We start from the raw sequence: 15,280 nt of genomic DNA, 5'->3' as shown, positions 1-15,280 counted from the left end.
GGATGAGACCTATATCCGGGTCGGGGGAAAGTGGTGCTACCTCTATCGGGCAATCACCGCCGGTGGCCAGACCCTGGACTTCTACCTCTCACCAAAACGCAACGTCGCGGCAGCGAAGCGTTTCCTGGCGAAGACGCTGCGGTCGAATAAATCGGCAGGCTATCCGCGGGTGATCAGCACCGACAAGGCCCCCTCACTCGCCAGGGCAATCTCTGAGCTGAAGGCGGAAGGCGTCTGTCCATCGACGGTCGAGCATCGTCGGGTGAAATACCTCAACAACGTCATTGAAGGCGATCATGGCCGGTTAAAGCGGATCCTGGGGCCGAAAGGAGCATTCAAAAACCGAACGTCTGCCTACCGGACGTTGAAAGGGATGGAAGCGATGCACTCATTGCGGAAGGGGCAGGGCACGATGTTTGCCTATGGTCACCCGAATCCGGATGCAGTGATTGTTAGCCGGGTATTCGAGACGGCCTGACAACACAGGAACATAGCGTTGATCACACAATAAAAACGGAGCTTTCTTGGCTCCCGCCCCAAGTTGCAACAGCACCTTCAACTGCCTCTGTCTAGTCTAGATGTAGTTGAACGGGTTTGTGAACACCCACTCGGCGAAATGCTCGCGATCGGCTCCTCCGGACCACTGTTCACATCAACGACCGTTTGTTGAACGGCGGTGTGAGTCAGCCCCAGCCCTGCGACGCCACGAACCGTCTTGGGCGGCGGATGCGAGGCGCAGGCCTGCCCATCACGCCGAGTCCCGTCGGACATGGGCACATAGCCCCGCGCCCGCCAGGCCGAGTGCCGGTACGAGAAGCGCGACGGCAGGAGGCCACACGGACATGCCTGCAGGGGCCTCTCCAAGTGCCTGGGCGAGGAGCATGTGGCTGGCGTTGAACGGCAGCCACGGCGTGATCGCCTCGAGCATCGGGACCATGGACGCGAGCTGTTCGATCAGGAGCATCCACGTGATCGGCGCGGCGACGGACACCGCGACGGAGCGCGTGAGGACGGCAAGCGCCGTCGCCATCGTCGCCCACAGGAGAACGACGAGGAGGTAGGCCGCGAGGTAGGCCCACCCTCGCGGCGACATGGCCAGCCCGTCGGGATAGAACGTCGCCGCGACGAGCGCGAGGCCGATGCCGACGACGTACGCGAATGCGAGGAACGCCCACTGGACCGCTGCCTGTGCCACCAACGAGGCCCATCGACTCTTCTGCGTGAGGAAGGACAGCGCCGTCGACCCCGCATTGATCTCGGTCGCGGTGTGTGTGCCGGCGAACACGATGGCCAGCACATGGAAGATGCTCACGCACTTGCCCAGATCACCGGCGTCGATCGGCCCTCGATAGGCCGGGTCGTAGACGATGCCCATCAGGACGATGGGGCCGACGCAGCAGCCGATCAGCAGCGCAGCGAAGATGCCTGTGGAGCGCACGGTGAGCAGTCGGCGCACCTCAGCTGTCAATGCTCGTGTCATCGCTCGGGCCTTTCTTTGCCATGTTCGGCTTCGGATGATCGGTCGGTGAGGCGGAGGAATTCCTCTTCCAGCCGGATCGGCTTGTCCGTCAGGGCAGTGATGAGCACGTCGAGGTCTCGGCAGGTCCGCGAGAGCGTGAGCGCGTCGGGGACCGTCTCGTCGAATGTCACGCAGAGTCCCTCGGGCAGTGCGGTTACGGGGACCCGCAGTCCGCGCAGAGCCTGCTCGACGCGTTCGTCGTCGTCGGTGCGGAGGAGCGCTTGGCGGCTGCGCGCGTGCAGAAGATCGGCGACGTCCCACTGGCCGAGCAAGCGGCCGTTGTCGATGACGACGAGGCGGTCGGCGAGGGTCTCCATCTCGCCGAGCAGGTGGGAGGAGACAAGGACGGCGTGGCCGCTCGCGGCGGCATCGCGCAGGAAGGCGCGCATCCACTCCATCCCCTGCGGGTCGAGGCCATTCATCGGCTCGTCGAGGACGATGTTGCGCGGTCTGCCCAGCAGGGCGGCCGCGAGCCCCAGGCGCTGCTTCATCCCGAGCGAGTAGCCGCCGATCCTGCGATGAGCTGCCTGGGTCAACGCGACGGCCTCGAGTACCTCCCAGGCGCGGCGGTCGGGTAGGCCGGCAGAAGCAGCGATGGTCGTCAGGTGCGCCAGTCCGGTCCGGCCGGGGTGGAACCAGGAGGCGTCGAGGACGGCTCCGACGACCTCGGCCGGCCTCGTCTGGGCGGTCAGCGGGAGCCCGTCGATGAGCACGGTTCCGGTGGTGGGCTTGTGGAGCCCGAGGAGGCATCGCATGGTCGTGGACTTGCCGGCTCCGTTCGGGCCTAGGAACCCGGTGATGGATCCGTCGGGGACCGTGAAGCTCAATCCTTCAACAACGGTCACCTGGCCGTAGCGCTTCGAGAGACGGTCGACCTCGATCATGCGCGCCCGCCCTGGGACCGGCTGGCCGAATCCGGATGGCCGTCCCGTCCGCCAGTCAGACGCCGGTCCAGCACCGGCGACGCCGCGGCGACGACGGCCGCGACGACGAGGGCACCGAGCGCGAGACCGGAGAGCACGTCGTGGACGTAGTGGACTCCGGCGGCCACTCGAGAGGCGGCGATCGCCAGCGCGAGAGGCAACGCGAACCAGGCGAGGCGGGGGACGACGAGGATGCAGGCGGTGGCGAAGGCAGCGGCCAGGACGGCGTGATTCGACGGCCACGACCAGTCCCCGCTCCCGGGGCAGCTGAGCACAGTGGCAGTGTCGACGACGCTGCAGGGCCGCGGCTCCTCGACCAGCAGCTTGACGGCCTCGCTCAATCCGTAGGCCGTGATCACGCCGAGTCCAGCCAGCGCCAGGAGCCAGAACCGCCGGCGCTCGCGCAGCCAGCACCAGAGAGCGAGGACGCCGGCGGTCGCCACGAGGGCAAGCAGACCGAATTCGGCCACGGATCCCACCGCCGAGGCCAGTGCCGAGCCCTCGGCGAGACCGGCGACAGCGGTGAAGAGGCGCTCACGCACCGGATACGTCGCGAGAGCGAGGGCAGCAAGAGCTGCGACGGCAATCAACAGCGCGGGCCACGGCACGGGGCGGGACGAGGATCTGCGCGACGTCGAAAGCGTGCGCGTCGAAGTTTCGTGAGTCATGAAATCCACGCTATGGACGCGGTTCGGCCTCAGAATCTGCCATGCGGGGCGACTCGTCTATGCCCACGGTCATACCGGCGAGGTGCTGCGCACGCCCGATCGAGGGAGGCGGCGAGCCCACGGTCCCCGGTAGAATGGAGCGCATGACCCTAATTGATCGTCCGTCTGCGCGCCGGAGCGTCGACGCGCTAACGGCGATCGGTTTCGGGGTGCTGGCCTCCGCGCCGGAGCCGGGCCTCTTCATGGCCCTGCTCACCGGCATCGCCGCGATCGCAATCGGGCTCTGGTCCAGGGGTCCGCGCGCGGGCCTGGGAGGACTGGCAGTGCTGGTCGTCGTGAGCATGGCCCGGGCCACGTGGCTCGACGGGCACTGGCTCTACGTCGCGGAGGAGTTGCCCCCGGCGCTCATGCGCGCTGGTGTGCCCTGGCTGATCGGTCTCGCCGTGCGCCAGTACATCGTCCTCGGGCGGAGGGCAGACCGCGAGCGAGAGCTGCGGCAGGTCCAGCGCCTGGCCGAGCTCAAGGAGCGCGCCACCGCCGACCGGCTCGCCCTCGCGCAGTCGCTGCACGACGACCTCGGCCACTCGTTGAGCCTCGTCGCGCTCAATCTCGGACGGCTCGAGATCGACCCGGCACTGCCCGAGAGCGCCCGCACCTCGCTCTTACACGCCCGCAACGACCTCGCCCACGCGGTCGAACGCCTGGGGGACTCCGTCTCCGACCTCAGATCCGGCGCTCCCGTGCTGCCAATGGGCGCAGCATCTGTCGATGCACTGCTGGCCCGGGCCCGCGCAGCCGGTGCGCGCATCACCGTGCAAGGACTGCCGGAACCCAGGCGGCTGCAGGACTTCGGAGGCGAGCAGGTCACGAGGGTCCTACAAGAAGCGATCACGAACGCAAGCAGGCACGCTCCCGGCACCCCGATCGACATCACCGCTGCCGACGTCGGTGCCGAGCTGCGTCTGAAGATCGAGAACGCCCTCGGCGAGACTCCTGCCGACGCGCACACAGCGGGCACGGGCCTGAGCACTTTGGAAAGTGAGCTCCGCGCCCACGGCGGAGAACTCGCCGCGGAGAAGACGGACAGTGCGTTCGTCCTCTCTGCGGTCCTCCCGACTCGCCGTCAGGAGCAGAGCACGCACGATGATCGCGCTGTGGAGGCGACGAGAGACGTCGATGAGAGCTCGACCGGCAGAACGAAGCTCCGCCAGCGACTGATTCTCGCCTCGACCGCGGCGATCGTCGTCGTCGGGCTCGCAGCGGTCGAGGCGCTGACGGTGGTGCAGAACCACCGCGCGCTGCTGTCGGCAGGGGCCTTCTCAAGCATCAGCGTCGGAGACGCGCGGGCGGAGACCGAGCGGATCCTGCCCGGCCACGAGCTGCCGGCCAGGCGGGGCGAGAACCGACCGGACGACTGCCACGACTACGCCGTGACCGCGAACACCTTTGACGACGCTGCCGGGGACGTGTACCGGATCTGCTTCGCGCAGGACGAGGTCTCCAGCACCGAGTACATCGCAGGAGGACAACGATGACAGCGACCGAGGCCCCGGTCAGAGTCCTGGTCGCCGACGACGACCCCCTCGTGAGGACCGGCATCGTCGGGATCCTCGACACCGATCCCGCCATCGAGGTCGTAGCCCAGGCCGCCGACGGAGCAGAGGCCCTGCGCAAGATCGACGCGCACCGTCTCGACGTCGCCCTCTTCGACATCCAGATGCCCGGGATGAGCGGACTCGACGCGCTGCAACGGCTCCGCTCCGACGGGAGCGCGCTCCCCTGCCTGTTCGTCACCACGTTCGGGGAGGACGACTACATCGCCGAGGCCATCCGGCTCGACGCAGACGGGTTTGTCCTCAAGTCCGGCGATCCGCGCCAGCTGATCGCCGGTGTGCACGCCGTCGCCGGTCGCGGAGCGTTCTTCTCGCCCTCGGTCGCCCGGCGTCTGCTCGACTCCGGCGTCTCGACGACGTACACCCAGTACGCGAGCGCCGTCGAACGCTTCGAACGCCTCACGGCTCGCGAGCGAGAGATTCTGATCCGGCTCAGCCAAGGAGAGACGAACGCTGAGATCGCGAAAGCGCTGCACCTCGCTCCCGGCACCGTCAAGGTGCACGTTTCCGCGATCCTGCGGAAGACTGAAGCGCGCAACCGCGTAGAAGCAGCCCTCATCGCCCTTCGCGCCGGACGAGCCTAGATCTTCTCGGGACGACGACGATCAGGCTTCGTCGTGCCGGAGCTTCGGAACGTCCGCGACGAGACCTTCGATGGTGTCTTCGGGGCGGAGACAAGCGCCGCGCAGAGGAGGTCGAAATCTGCCACGGCACCATTGTTCCCGAGTCGCGTCCGACCCTGCTCGCGCGGAGAAGGTCCCGGAGTAGATCTGGGGGCGTTCTTGTGGTCATTCTCAGAAGACGAAGTCGGCGGCTGTCTCGCCGACCTCGGCGCACATCGAAGCGACGTTGCTCGCCTCGATGTCGGTCCTGGACGTCGCAACGTCCGCGAAGTTCTTCAAAGTGTCCTCGGTGATCTCGACGCGTATCGATTCCGCCGCGACGTTCTCCAACGGCGACTTGCCGATCCACGTCGCCTCGAACGCTGCTCCATCGCCGCCGTCGACCCGCTCGAGGGTGGCGACGCCCTCGGACTTCGTCTGGCCGGCGCAGTTGACGATCCCGTAGGTGACCTCGCCCGCCTCCTCGTCGAGCACCCAGCGCTCAAGCGCGGGCGAGAAGTTCTGGATCGCGCGGAGATACTGGACATGCCCGTCCTCGACGCCCAGGTCCGCGGTTGCGCCCGACTTCTCGCCCTGGCCGCCTTCCTCGGTGCTCTCGTCGCCGGTCTCCTCGGCCGGGGTCTCCGGCTCGGTAGGCTCGGTAGCCGGTGCCGAGGGGACTGGATCCTGCGCTTCGGCATGGAACGCGGCGCGGTCCTCGTCGTCGCCGGGGTAGCTGCACCCGCTGAGCGCGAGAGCAGCGGCGGCCAGCAGTGCTGCGCCGATGGTCGTGATCGCCGCCTTCGTCATCAGACGTCACCCCTCTCGGCATCGGGCGTACCAGTGGTCGTCTTCACCTGGAGGCCCGACTTCGTCTTCATCTTCGAGACCAGGTTCGTGAACAGCTGCGGCGCGACGATGAAGGACGCGATGAGCGCCGAGGCGGCTCCGGCGATCCAGACGTTGCTGAAGATGCCGAGCGCCACCGAGAGTCCCCAGCGGAAGATCATGTAGCCGACGGTGAAGCCGAGCGCCAGCAGCGCCATCCGCCAGATGGGCGAGCGGCCCTGGAACTCCTGGAACTCGCGCCAGGCGGTCTTGAGCAGGCCGCGCGTCTCGCCGAAGTCCTTCCGGTTCTTCTCCGGGACGACGATCAGCCCCGCCTTGAGCATCATCGAGATGAGCTGCATGAAGAAGAAAAACAGGCCGGTCGCAGCCAGGTCCAGGGCTCCGGCGTTGGAGATCGCCCAGGCGGCCATGCCGACAGCGCCGCAGGCGAGCAGGGTGCCCAGCACCGTCCAGGCGTGGTTCTCGGGGCCGCCGCGGTCGAGCTTGATGTTGATGTTCTGGTCGGACATGGTCCTCACTCCTTCGTCTCGTCCAGCTTCGCGGGGCCGGAGATGATCTTGATGGCGTCGTTCGGCACGGGAGCGACGCTCTGCTGTGCCTCACCCGCCGTAGAGGAGGCCGACAAGCTGCTTCGCCATGTCCGCGGCGTCCGCCGCGATGAAAATCTCGTCATCGGTATCCAGAATCAACGCCACGGTCTCTTAGACCTCCGACCCCGACCGCCGGTTCCCGGCGGCGCCCCTGCCAACGCTTTTCACACTTTCTGGTGCCCTCCAAGACGAAAAGTCAGTTGCCGAAGAAATCTCTCTGTGAAATCTCTCTGGTACATTTGCACTAGAAGTGCCTAGGGGTGTTCCGATGCTCACCGTGCTGGTTAGAGGAGGTGGCGTGTGTGCTGACTATCGCGAAGATGGGTGCGCATTCCGTGGCCTATTATCAGTCCACGGTGGATGAGAATCGGGGGCCGGATTCGTATTATTCTGAGGACGGGAAGCAGCCTGCTTCGGTGTGGCTTCGGGGTGAGAATGTGGCTGAGGTTTCGGCGTTTTTGGGTGCCGAAAACGGCGCTGTTGTGTCCGGGAAAACGGTTGAGAATTGGTTCAATAAGGCGGTTGCCCCGAGTGGTGTAAAGCTTGGAAAAGCTCTCGGGGATAAAGGGGTTCCGGGTTTCGATCTGACGTTTTGTGCGCCGAAATCGGTGTCGCTGTTGTGGGCTATGGGGGATGATTCTGACGTTCGTGGCATCGTCGATGAAGCCCACCAGGCGGCAGTAAATCAGGCGCTGGATTATCTGTCAGAGCATGCTGGCTATACGCGAAAGCAAGACCCGACTGTGTCTCAGAAGCGTTTGATTATTGAAAAGCTGGCGGGTATTTCTGGCGTGAAATACGAGCACCGAACCTCGCGTGCGGGCGACCCGCACGTTCACTCGCACGAGTTGTTGGCGAATAAGCAGTTGTGCCAGGACGGCAGGGTTCGCACTCTTGATGGAGTCAGTTTGTACCACGAGGCGCGCGCGGCGGGCATGGTGTATCAGGCTACGGTGCGCGAGATTTTGAGTCGAAAACTTGGCGTGGAGTTCGGTCATGTGGTCAATGGTTGCGCGGAAATTGTCGGGCTTGATGACCCAGATGTGCTTGCGTCGTATTCGACTAGGGCGCGTGAGATTGACCAGTGGCAGGCCGAGAATGGTCTGGAGACGCGGGCGGCGTATGAGCGCATCGCACAGAAAGTCACCCGCCGCACTAAGGACACCGAGACTCCATTAGACGAGCTTGAAACCGAGTGGGCTAGTGCCGAACATGGCGCAACGGTGCGTGCGTTTGTGGACGGACTGGAGCCAAGAGGTAAAGAGGACTCGCGTGAATTGGGGGAGGATTTCTTGCCGAAACCTGCCCAGGTTTTGGCCGAGGTTATCGCAGAACGCTCCACGTTTACTCGTGCCGATGTGGCTGAAAAAGCAGCGGAACTTATCCGCCCTGGCGCAGTTTCTCCGCAGGATATGACTGCCACTGTGGAGCGTTTTGTTGATGCCGCGTTGGGTGAAAAAGGAACGTGGTCGGTGACTCCGGAGAAGGCCCGGCAGCTGGATAATACCCAGCGCGAAGGCTCGCAGAAGTACACCACCGTCGAGGTTGTCGACGAGGTTGAACGAGTAGTTGATATGGCTACTGCACGGGTTGAGCGCGGGGTTAATGCCGAGTCGATTCAGCCGGTTGAAGACGAACTATCTCCTGCTCAGGCGGACGCTATGCGCGCGGTTGTCAGTTCTGACTATCTGGCTTCTGTGGTAGTCGCGCCTGCCGGTGCTGGTAAGACGTCTTCACTTAAAGCCGCGCACAAGGCATGGAACCAGTCTGGTAAACACGTCGTGGGTCTAGCGCCGACTGGTAAGGCTGCTGATGTGATGGTGGGCGAGAATGTGGCTGATGAATCCATGACGATTGCCCGCGCATATGTTGGCACCGACGAGCTGACACCGGAGCAAACAGCGGCGAAGTTGGGGTGGGGCCAGGACACCGTCCTAGTCGTAGATGAAGCCGGCATGGTGTCTAACCCGGATATGGCTCGCGTGCTGGAGACGGCTAGTGCCGCAGGTTCGCGTGTGGTTTTTGTCGGTGATCCAGAGCAGTATTCGGCGGTTAAGGCACGCTCTGGTCTGCTGGCTACCTTGTCTCATGAGCTTCCCGACGCGGTCGAACTAACCGAGGTGTTCCGTCAGCGTGATGCCGGTGAGCGTGAAGCATCGAAGTGGTTGCGCGGTGGCGAAGAAGCAGACGTTTCCCGTGCCGCCGAGTGGTATATGCGCCATGAGCGCCTGCATGCTGGTTCGGTAACGGCCATGATGGACGATGCTTTGGCTGGGTGGCGTGAGGATACTGCCGCAGGCAAGCAGTCATTGCTGGTTGCTGCCACCCGCGACCAGGTCACCGCGCTTAATGCTGCGGCACAGAAGATTCGCGCCGAGCGTGGTGAGATTAACGCCGAGAGCCGATTGTGCTTGTCTGATGGTCTGGAAGCTGGCGTTGGTGATGTAGTCCTGACTCGTCGTAATGACTCGAAGCTGATTACTAGCAGCGGGGATATGGTGCGCAATGGTCAACGCTGGGTTGTTGATTCCATCGGTTATGACGGCTCGATTACTGCCCGTCGATGTGACGATACTTCTGCCACAGTGACGTTAAATAGCGATTACCTGGAAAAACATGCCCAACTCGGTTATGCCGCTACCGGGCATAGTTCCCAAGGCGCGACCGTGGATGTGTCCCGTGTCGTCGCTGGTATCGGCAACCTGGATAAAGCTAGCGTTTACGTGCCTATGACCCGTGGACGTGAAGGTAACTTCCTCTACATCGCCGAGACTCAACCGGGAGATACCGAGACCGGGCACGGCCAGATACGCCAGGTTTCTCGGCGTGAGTCTGCCGAGTACGCTCGCGACCTCTTGGTGTCTGCAGGCGTGCGCGCCCAAGGTGACCGCACACCTCAAGCGCTATTTGGACAGGCCAAACAGGACTGGGAACTGGCCAAACTGGTCAATCACCCTACCCATATAGATACTGATAGTCCTTTTGCCGGCACCGAGATGGGTGCCTACATGCAGGCGTTTGCCGCTAAGCGCGAAGCCCGCTTCGTCGACTTCCATGCTCGCGCTCAAGTCGACAGGACCGATGAGGTGGCACAGCCAGAGCTCGCATCCCCTTGCGAGCAGCAGGAACAGGACTTTGGCGATGCTCTGGAGCACCTCGGTACTGAGATAGACCGAGTCAGCGCCCAGCTAGAGACGCTGCGCGGTGAGTACGACCAAGCCAACCAGGCGGTTGAACAGCTCGGGAAGCAATGCGAACAGCAAGAGCAGGTGGTTCGTGAGTCCGTAGAAGAAAAGAACACGAGGGGCTTTTTCGGCAGACTACGCCACGGCAAGGAGGACCAAGCAATCCTCGATGAAGCAATCCGACTGCGCGATAAAGTCGCGCAGCACTACGACCAAGCTGTGGACTATCGCGACAGCTTTACTACCCCGATTCGCCAGTTGGAGACCGAACTCGACACACTGTCTACCCAACGTCGCGATATGCAAGGCCTGAAGAAGTCTATGGACTTCCTCGACTCACTCGGCATGAGCGCTACCGCAGATGACGAGACGGTATCCCGTATCCACCAGCAAGCTGCCGCAGATAACGACTACGACAATGACCAAGACAACTGGCTAGACAACACCCCTAGCAGTGAGGGGCCGGAACTTTAGTAAAGGTCCGGACCCTTCTCGCCGACTCCGAACCTATGGTAAACAATGTTTACACAGTGGAGATATACCGCTGCGGAAAATATCTACACTACCGCAAGGCAAACTGTAAACATTGTTTACACAATAAGTGAAAGGACACCCAGTTATGGTTCAAGGCCCCCACAAGTCAGGACGAGTGGTATCTGTACGGATGCCAGAAGACATCATTGAGCGCTTAGATACTTTGTGTGCTCGAACTGGTCGCAGTCGTGGCTTCTACCTCAAGATGGCAGTTACTGCGATGCTGCCCCAGCTAGAGGAATATCACTGGGAACACGTCGCAGCGGACTTCGAAGATAAGAGCATTGAAAACGAGTTTTACCGCATCATGCTCGCCGGTTTGTCTGTAGAACAAGACGATAAAGAGAACTAAAATACTCATCTACCAGCACGTTTAGAGTTTACAGTAAGCTGTATGTCCGTATGCCTGTAGACCTGTAAAGCAGTATTTACTGAAATATGTAAACTAGTAAACGCAATGACGCATCCACTTAGGAGAAGCCATGATCATTACTGCCATTAACGCCAAGGGTGGCGTTGGCAAGACCACTACAACGATGTTTCTTGCCACGGTTTTCGCTCACCGAGGAAAGACTGTGACTGTCACAGACTTAGACCGACAGGGCTCAGCTCTGGAATGGTCGGAACGCGCGGAAGACGGAGGAGATCCTTTACCGTTTGAGGTTGAGCTGTCCATTCCCAAGCGCGTTGATAGGCAAGCGGCGCTCGTCGGAGACGATGAGTTCATGTTCATTGATGTCCCGCCAGGAGACGAGAACGCTATTGAAGCAGCAATCGCTGTCAGTGACTTCATTATTCTTCCGACCCGTTCTGCCGCGGCCGATCTCTCCCGCGTGTGGGAACTGCGCGACGCAGTCAGCGGGACACCACATGCAGTCCTGCTGACGTTCGCCAGGAAGGGAACCAGCGCCCTTGACGCTGCACGAGAAGCACTCGAAGCAGAACAAATGCCCCACTTTAAAACCGAAATACCGCTACGCGAGGACATGCACCTAGCCTTCGGTTACTGCCCAGGCCCAGACATGCACGGCTATGAACAGGTCGCAGACGAACTCATGGAGATGATGAAATGAGCACCAGCAAAGAACGCGCCAGGGCACAGCAAGGCCCGCGAACCTCGTCAAAGAAAACCGCAAAGCCGACCCCGGCAGTGGAGAAGAAAACAGTACGAGGTGCATTCCACCAACCCACCGGCCGCGACTACGTCAAGAAGATGACCGTCGAAATTGACCGAGAACTTCACTCAGAACTCAAAGTCATCGCCGCGCAAAAAGGCGTGACCATACGCGAGATTGTCAGCAACTACCTCGAAGAATACGTGCGCAACAATAAATAAAGGTTTACAGGAATACAGGTTATGTAAAGATGTATTCCTGTAAACCCAGCAGTTCCACATGCGTCATCCCCACCGCAGTGACGGTAAATATGCGCACGAGAAAATGGGGAAGTAGATCTGCAGACGAAAACAGTTACACATGGAAAGCCATGCGTAACTGCAGGTAAAAGGCACATTTTTCGCGTGTCATGACTACTAAATGACACTGGTGTCATTTAGAGTCGGTGGGAGACAGTGAAAACGAAGAAAGCCACCGGGCGGCAACCCAGTGACTTTCGCTTATCACCCAGCTCATCTCTGGGAGAAAGCATGGCCATGAGTCTACAGGCTTACGCGCAAAACGCGCACATTAAAACACCCACCCGTGTCGAACCAGATCGTGGCGGGCTGGATAACACCCCAGCATCCGCCAATGACCGCGACTTGCTCCGCGCACATTTAGGCCGCGAGGTGCTCCACGGGTCTATCGGACGGGATTTTTCCAAGTCTTATATGCGTAATGCTGACGGCACGAACTCGCCGCGCATGTATCGCTTCGACACTGAGGCTTTAGGACGGTGCGAGTACGTCATGCTTACCAGTAAGCAGTACGCCGCCGTCCTGGTTGTTGACGTTGACCAGATTGGAACAGCCGGCGGTGACCCCGCAGACTTAAATCCCTATGTCCGCGACGTGGTGCGCTCACTTATTTCGCACACCATCGGCCCAGCGTGGGTGGGAATCAACCCGACTAACGGGAAAGCGCAGTTCATTTGGCTGATTGACCCCGTCTACGCTGACCGTGGGGGCAAATCAGCGCAGATGAAGTTGCTGGCAGCAACCACACGCGTACTAGGTGAGCTTTTAGACCACGACCCGCATTTTTCCCACCGCTTTAGCCGCAACCCGTTTTACACAGGCAAAGCTCCTACGGCTTATCGTTGGTACAGGCAACACAACCGAGTGATGCGTCTTGGAGACTTGGTAAAAAAGGTGAGGGACATGGCAGGACACGACCAGTTCAACCCCACCCCGCGCCAACAGTTTTCCTCTGGCCGGGAACTTATCAATGCAGTGAAATCTCGCCGCGAGGAAGCCCAAGCATTTAAAGCCTTGGCCCAAGACGTAGATGCAGAAATCGCCGGGGGTCTTGACCAATACGATCCGGAGCTTATCGACGGAGTGCGCGTGCTGTGGACTACCCAGGGAAAAGCGGCACGTGACGAAACCGCCTTTAAGCACGCGCTCAAGGTCGGCCACCGCCTACGCCAGCAAGGCCAGCGTCTGACTGATGCGGCGATTATTGATGCCTATGAGCACGCCTACAACGTGGCCCACGCCCATGGCGGAGCCGGGCGTGACAGTGAGATGCCGCCCATGCGCGACCGCCAAACCATGGCACGTCGCGTGCGTGGCTACGTCACCCAGTCCAAGAGTAAGGCTTATGGAAGCACTAGCGCTCCAGGTAAAGCCACCAGCAGCGAACGAAAAGCACTAGCCACCATGGGACGCAAAGGCGGCCAGAAAGCAGCACAACGCTGGAAAACAGACCCCGACGGTAAATATGCGCAAGCACAAAGGTCGAAGCTCGAAAAGACACATCGTAAGAAGCGAGTGGAAGGCCAGATTACGCGCGCTCGTATACAAGCCTTAATCGGTGACTCCTATGTACAAACAGGGACCGTGTTGACGCGTAAGCAAATAATGGAGGAGACGGGGCTGTCTCGTGCGACGGTCACTCGACACCTTGCTGCGCTGCGTGAGCAAGGAATGGTTCCTGCGGAGTAAAAAGGGGCTCACACCGTAAGCAATATACGGTTCCCCTGCCGCTAGGCAGTTAGATAAAACTCTTTAAGCGTTGTCTTGAAGCGTACTGGAGACAGAAGCCCTCTATTTAACGTGTTAAGTCTGATAAAAATCCGGTTCGTCAACTTGGATGAGTGACGAACCGGAGCGAATGAAATATTTTACTTATTTGCAAACAAAACTCGAAGGCCTTTTCCTTGGAGCTTTGGATTATTTTCCATTCGCTTTTTTAGACCAAGGGCATAGCCAATGCTGCCCCCAGCAAAAACTACAATTGCGATGATCCACAGTGGCATGAGGTTCTCCTTCTAGCAGTGGGTAGATACCCATGTCCAGAATACGGTTTCACCTGCAAGTGCTAGGCCAGCAATCACGGGGTTGACAGCTGCTAGAGCTAGTACTTTGCCCCAAGCTGCAGCATGTCCTGCACCGACTAGGCCAACAACGTAAGGGCATACCTGTTCTTTGGAGATGCGCTCTTCCATGGAAGCCTGTAGGCCGGCGATCTGTTCTGGGCTTGCTTCATTAAGACGAGCTCGAAGTGCTTGTGCGCTTTCCTCTGCGGTGATTGTTTTGGTTGAACCGTCAGGGTAAGTAGTAGTCACTTCTCCAGTGTCATTATTGATGGTTGCGGTAATATATCATCATGAACAATAAAACTGTCTGCTTACATAAACAGTAATACAAGGGGTGTTATGAGCCATATTCAACGGGAAACGTCTTGCTCGAGGCCGCGATTAAATTCCAACCTGGATGCTGATTTATATGGGTATAGATGGGCTCGCGATAATGTCGGGCAATCAGGTGCGACAATCTATCGATTGTATGGGAAGCCCAATGCGCCAGAGTTGTTTCTGAAACATGGCAAAGGTAGCGTTGCCAATGATGTTACAGATGAGATGGTCAGACTAAACTGGCTGACGGCATTTATGCCTCTTCCGACCATCAAGCATTTTATCCGTACTCCTGATGATGCATGGTTACTCACCACTGCGATCCCCGGGAAAACAGCATTCCAGGTATTAGAAGAATATCCTGATTCAGGTGAAAATATTGTTGATGCGCTGGCAGTGTTCCTGCGCCGGTTGCATTCGATTCCTGTTTGTAATTGTCCTTTTAACAGCGATCGCGTATTTCGTCTCGCTCAGGCGCAATCACGAATGAATAACGGTTTGGTTGATGCTAGTGATTTTGATGACGAGCGTAATGGCTGGCCTGTTGAACAAGTCTGGAAAGAAATGCATAAGCTTTTGCCATTCTCACCGGATTCAGTCGTCACTCATGGTGATTTCTCACTTGATAACCTTATTTTTGACGAGGGGAAATTAATAGGTTGTATTGATGTTGGACGAGTCGGAATCGCAGACCGATACCAGGATCTTGCCATCCTATGGAACTGCCTCGGTGAGTTTTCTCCTTCATTACAGAAACGGCTTTTTCAAAAATATGGTATTGATAATCCTGATATGAATAAATTGCAGTTTCATTTGATGCTCGATGAGTTTTTCTGATAGTTAGTCTTTGTAGAGACACAAACCTGAAATTCCGGACACCGCGCTTCAGGACATCTCCCTGGACGCCGATATCTGGCAGTATCCGGACGGGGCACTGTTGCAAATAGTCGGTGGTGATAAACTTATCATCGGTGCTGTTGCAAAGTTGGGGCAGTAGGAAGA

16 protein-coding genes are annotated in these 15,280 nt (G+C 59.6%); 9 read left to right on the top strand and 7 right to left on the bottom strand.

Annotated elements, in window-relative coordinates:
- Window positions 1-478, top strand: a 478-nt coding sequence (locus HMPREF2559_RS00360) for an IS6-like element IS1628 family transposase (protein ID WP_070539189.1), incomplete at its 5' end; no start/stop codon positions are given.
- Window positions 479-748: 270 nt separating this feature from the next.
- Here the strand turns inward: HMPREF2559_RS00360 and HMPREF2559_RS00355 are convergent.
- The 3 genes from HMPREF2559_RS00355 to HMPREF2559_RS00345 are packed head-to-tail and all read right to left on the bottom strand — an operon-like array spanning window position 749 to window position 3,110.
- Complete coding sequence (locus HMPREF2559_RS00355; RefSeq protein WP_066513013.1) at window positions 749-1,480, bottom strand: ABC transporter permease; 732 nt, start codon at window positions 1,478-1,480, stop codon at window positions 749-751.
- On the bottom strand, window positions 1,477-2,403 hold the full coding sequence (locus HMPREF2559_RS00350) for an ATP-binding cassette domain-containing protein (RefSeq protein WP_011867677.1): 927 nt from the start codon (window positions 2,401-2,403) through the stop codon (window positions 1,477-1,479). The genes HMPREF2559_RS00355 and HMPREF2559_RS00350 overlap by 4 nt, the downstream gene beginning before the upstream one ends.
- Window positions 2,400-3,110 (bottom strand): phosphatase PAP2 family protein, encoded by a 711-nt coding sequence (locus HMPREF2559_RS00345; RefSeq protein WP_080972059.1) that lies wholly within the window; start codon window positions 3,108-3,110, stop codon window positions 2,400-2,402. The genes HMPREF2559_RS00350 and HMPREF2559_RS00345 overlap by 4 nt, the downstream gene beginning before the upstream one ends.
- A gap of 143 nt (window positions 3,111-3,253) precedes the next feature.
- Here HMPREF2559_RS00345 and HMPREF2559_RS00340 point away from each other — a divergent pair, with 143 nt between their 5' ends.
- Window positions 3,254-4,645: a sensor histidine kinase gene (locus HMPREF2559_RS00340; RefSeq protein WP_049063040.1), complete on the top strand. Its 1,392-nt coding sequence runs from the start codon at window positions 3,254-3,256 to the stop codon at window positions 4,643-4,645.
- Window positions 4,642-5,307, top strand: coding sequence for a response regulator (locus tag HMPREF2559_RS00335; RefSeq protein WP_011867674.1), 666 nt, complete (start codon window positions 4,642-4,644; stop codon window positions 5,305-5,307). Before HMPREF2559_RS00340 ends, HMPREF2559_RS00335 begins: the two co-directional genes overlap by 4 nt.
- Here the strand turns inward: HMPREF2559_RS00335 and HMPREF2559_RS13385 are convergent.
- From HMPREF2559_RS13385 to HMPREF2559_RS00325, 3 genes are all read right to left on the bottom strand, one after another.
- Window positions 5,304-5,432, bottom strand: a complete 129-nt coding sequence (locus tag HMPREF2559_RS13385) for a hypothetical protein (protein ID WP_255357142.1) — start codon at window positions 5,430-5,432, stop codon at window positions 5,304-5,306. The genes HMPREF2559_RS00335 and HMPREF2559_RS13385 overlap by 4 nt on opposite strands.
- Before the next feature lie 85 nt (window positions 5,433-5,517).
- Window positions 5,518-6,135: a hypothetical protein gene (locus HMPREF2559_RS00330; protein ID WP_066513015.1), complete on the bottom strand. Its 618-nt coding sequence runs from the start codon at window positions 6,133-6,135 to the stop codon at window positions 5,518-5,520.
- Window positions 6,135-6,692, bottom strand: coding sequence for a hypothetical protein (locus tag HMPREF2559_RS00325; RefSeq protein ID WP_141741364.1), 558 nt, complete (start codon window positions 6,690-6,692; stop codon window positions 6,135-6,137). Before HMPREF2559_RS00325 ends, HMPREF2559_RS00330 begins: the two co-directional genes overlap by 1 nt.
- Before the next feature lie 374 nt (window positions 6,693-7,066).
- On the opposite strand from HMPREF2559_RS00325, the gene mobF reads away from it, so the two are divergent.
- The 5 genes from mobF (at window position 7,067) to HMPREF2559_RS00300 (ending at window position 13,586) form a co-directional block, all read left to right on the top strand.
- Window positions 7,067-10,423 (top strand): MobF family relaxase, encoded by a 3,357-nt coding sequence (gene mobF / locus HMPREF2559_RS00320; RefSeq protein ID WP_070539188.1) that lies wholly within the window; start codon window positions 7,067-7,069, stop codon window positions 10,421-10,423.
- A 190-nt stretch (window positions 10,424-10,613) separates the two neighbouring features.
- Window positions 10,614-10,835 carry a ribbon-helix-helix domain-containing protein gene (locus tag HMPREF2559_RS00315; RefSeq protein WP_070444774.1) on the top strand — a complete coding sequence of 74 codons (222 nt, stop codon included), beginning with the start codon at window positions 10,614-10,616 and terminating at the stop codon, window positions 10,833-10,835.
- 130 nt (window positions 10,836-10,965) lie between these two features.
- The gene (locus HMPREF2559_RS00310) at window positions 10,966-11,556 is read left to right on the top strand and encodes a ParA family protein (protein ID WP_070444776.1); all 591 of its coding nucleotides are present in this window, start codon (window positions 10,966-10,968) and stop codon (window positions 11,554-11,556) included.
- Window positions 11,553-11,819 carry a hypothetical protein gene (locus HMPREF2559_RS00305; protein ID WP_070444778.1) on the top strand — a complete coding sequence of 89 codons (267 nt, stop codon included), beginning with the start codon at window positions 11,553-11,555 and terminating at the stop codon, window positions 11,817-11,819. Before HMPREF2559_RS00310 ends, HMPREF2559_RS00305 begins: the two co-directional genes overlap by 4 nt.
- 315 nt (window positions 11,820-12,134) lie before the next feature.
- Window positions 12,135-13,586 (top strand): replication initiation protein, encoded by a 1,452-nt coding sequence (locus HMPREF2559_RS00300; RefSeq protein ID WP_246815722.1) that lies wholly within the window; start codon window positions 12,135-12,137, stop codon window positions 13,584-13,586.
- 179 nt (window positions 13,587-13,765) lie between these two features.
- Here the strand turns inward: HMPREF2559_RS00300 and HMPREF2559_RS13380 are convergent, their stop codons facing one another.
- Window positions 13,766-13,900: a hypothetical protein gene (locus tag HMPREF2559_RS13380; protein WP_256364857.1), complete on the bottom strand. Its 135-nt coding sequence runs from the start codon at window positions 13,898-13,900 to the stop codon at window positions 13,766-13,768.
- 399 nt (window positions 13,901-14,299) lie between these two features.
- Between HMPREF2559_RS13380 and HMPREF2559_RS00295 the strand changes: the two genes are divergently transcribed.
- Complete coding sequence (locus HMPREF2559_RS00295; protein ID WP_000018326.1) at window positions 14,300-15,115, top strand: aminoglycoside O-phosphotransferase APH(3')-Ia; 816 nt, start codon at window positions 14,300-14,302, stop codon at window positions 15,113-15,115.
- Window positions 15,116-15,280 lie beyond the last annotated feature (165 nt).

Source organism: Corynebacterium sp. HMSC072G08 (assembly GCF_001809185.1).
GTDB classification, from domain to species: Bacteria; Actinomycetota; Actinomycetes; order Mycobacteriales; family Mycobacteriaceae; genus Corynebacterium; species Corynebacterium phoceense.
Note: the sequence above shows the minus strand (reverse complement) of the source record. Positions and strands in the feature narration are given on the sequence as shown.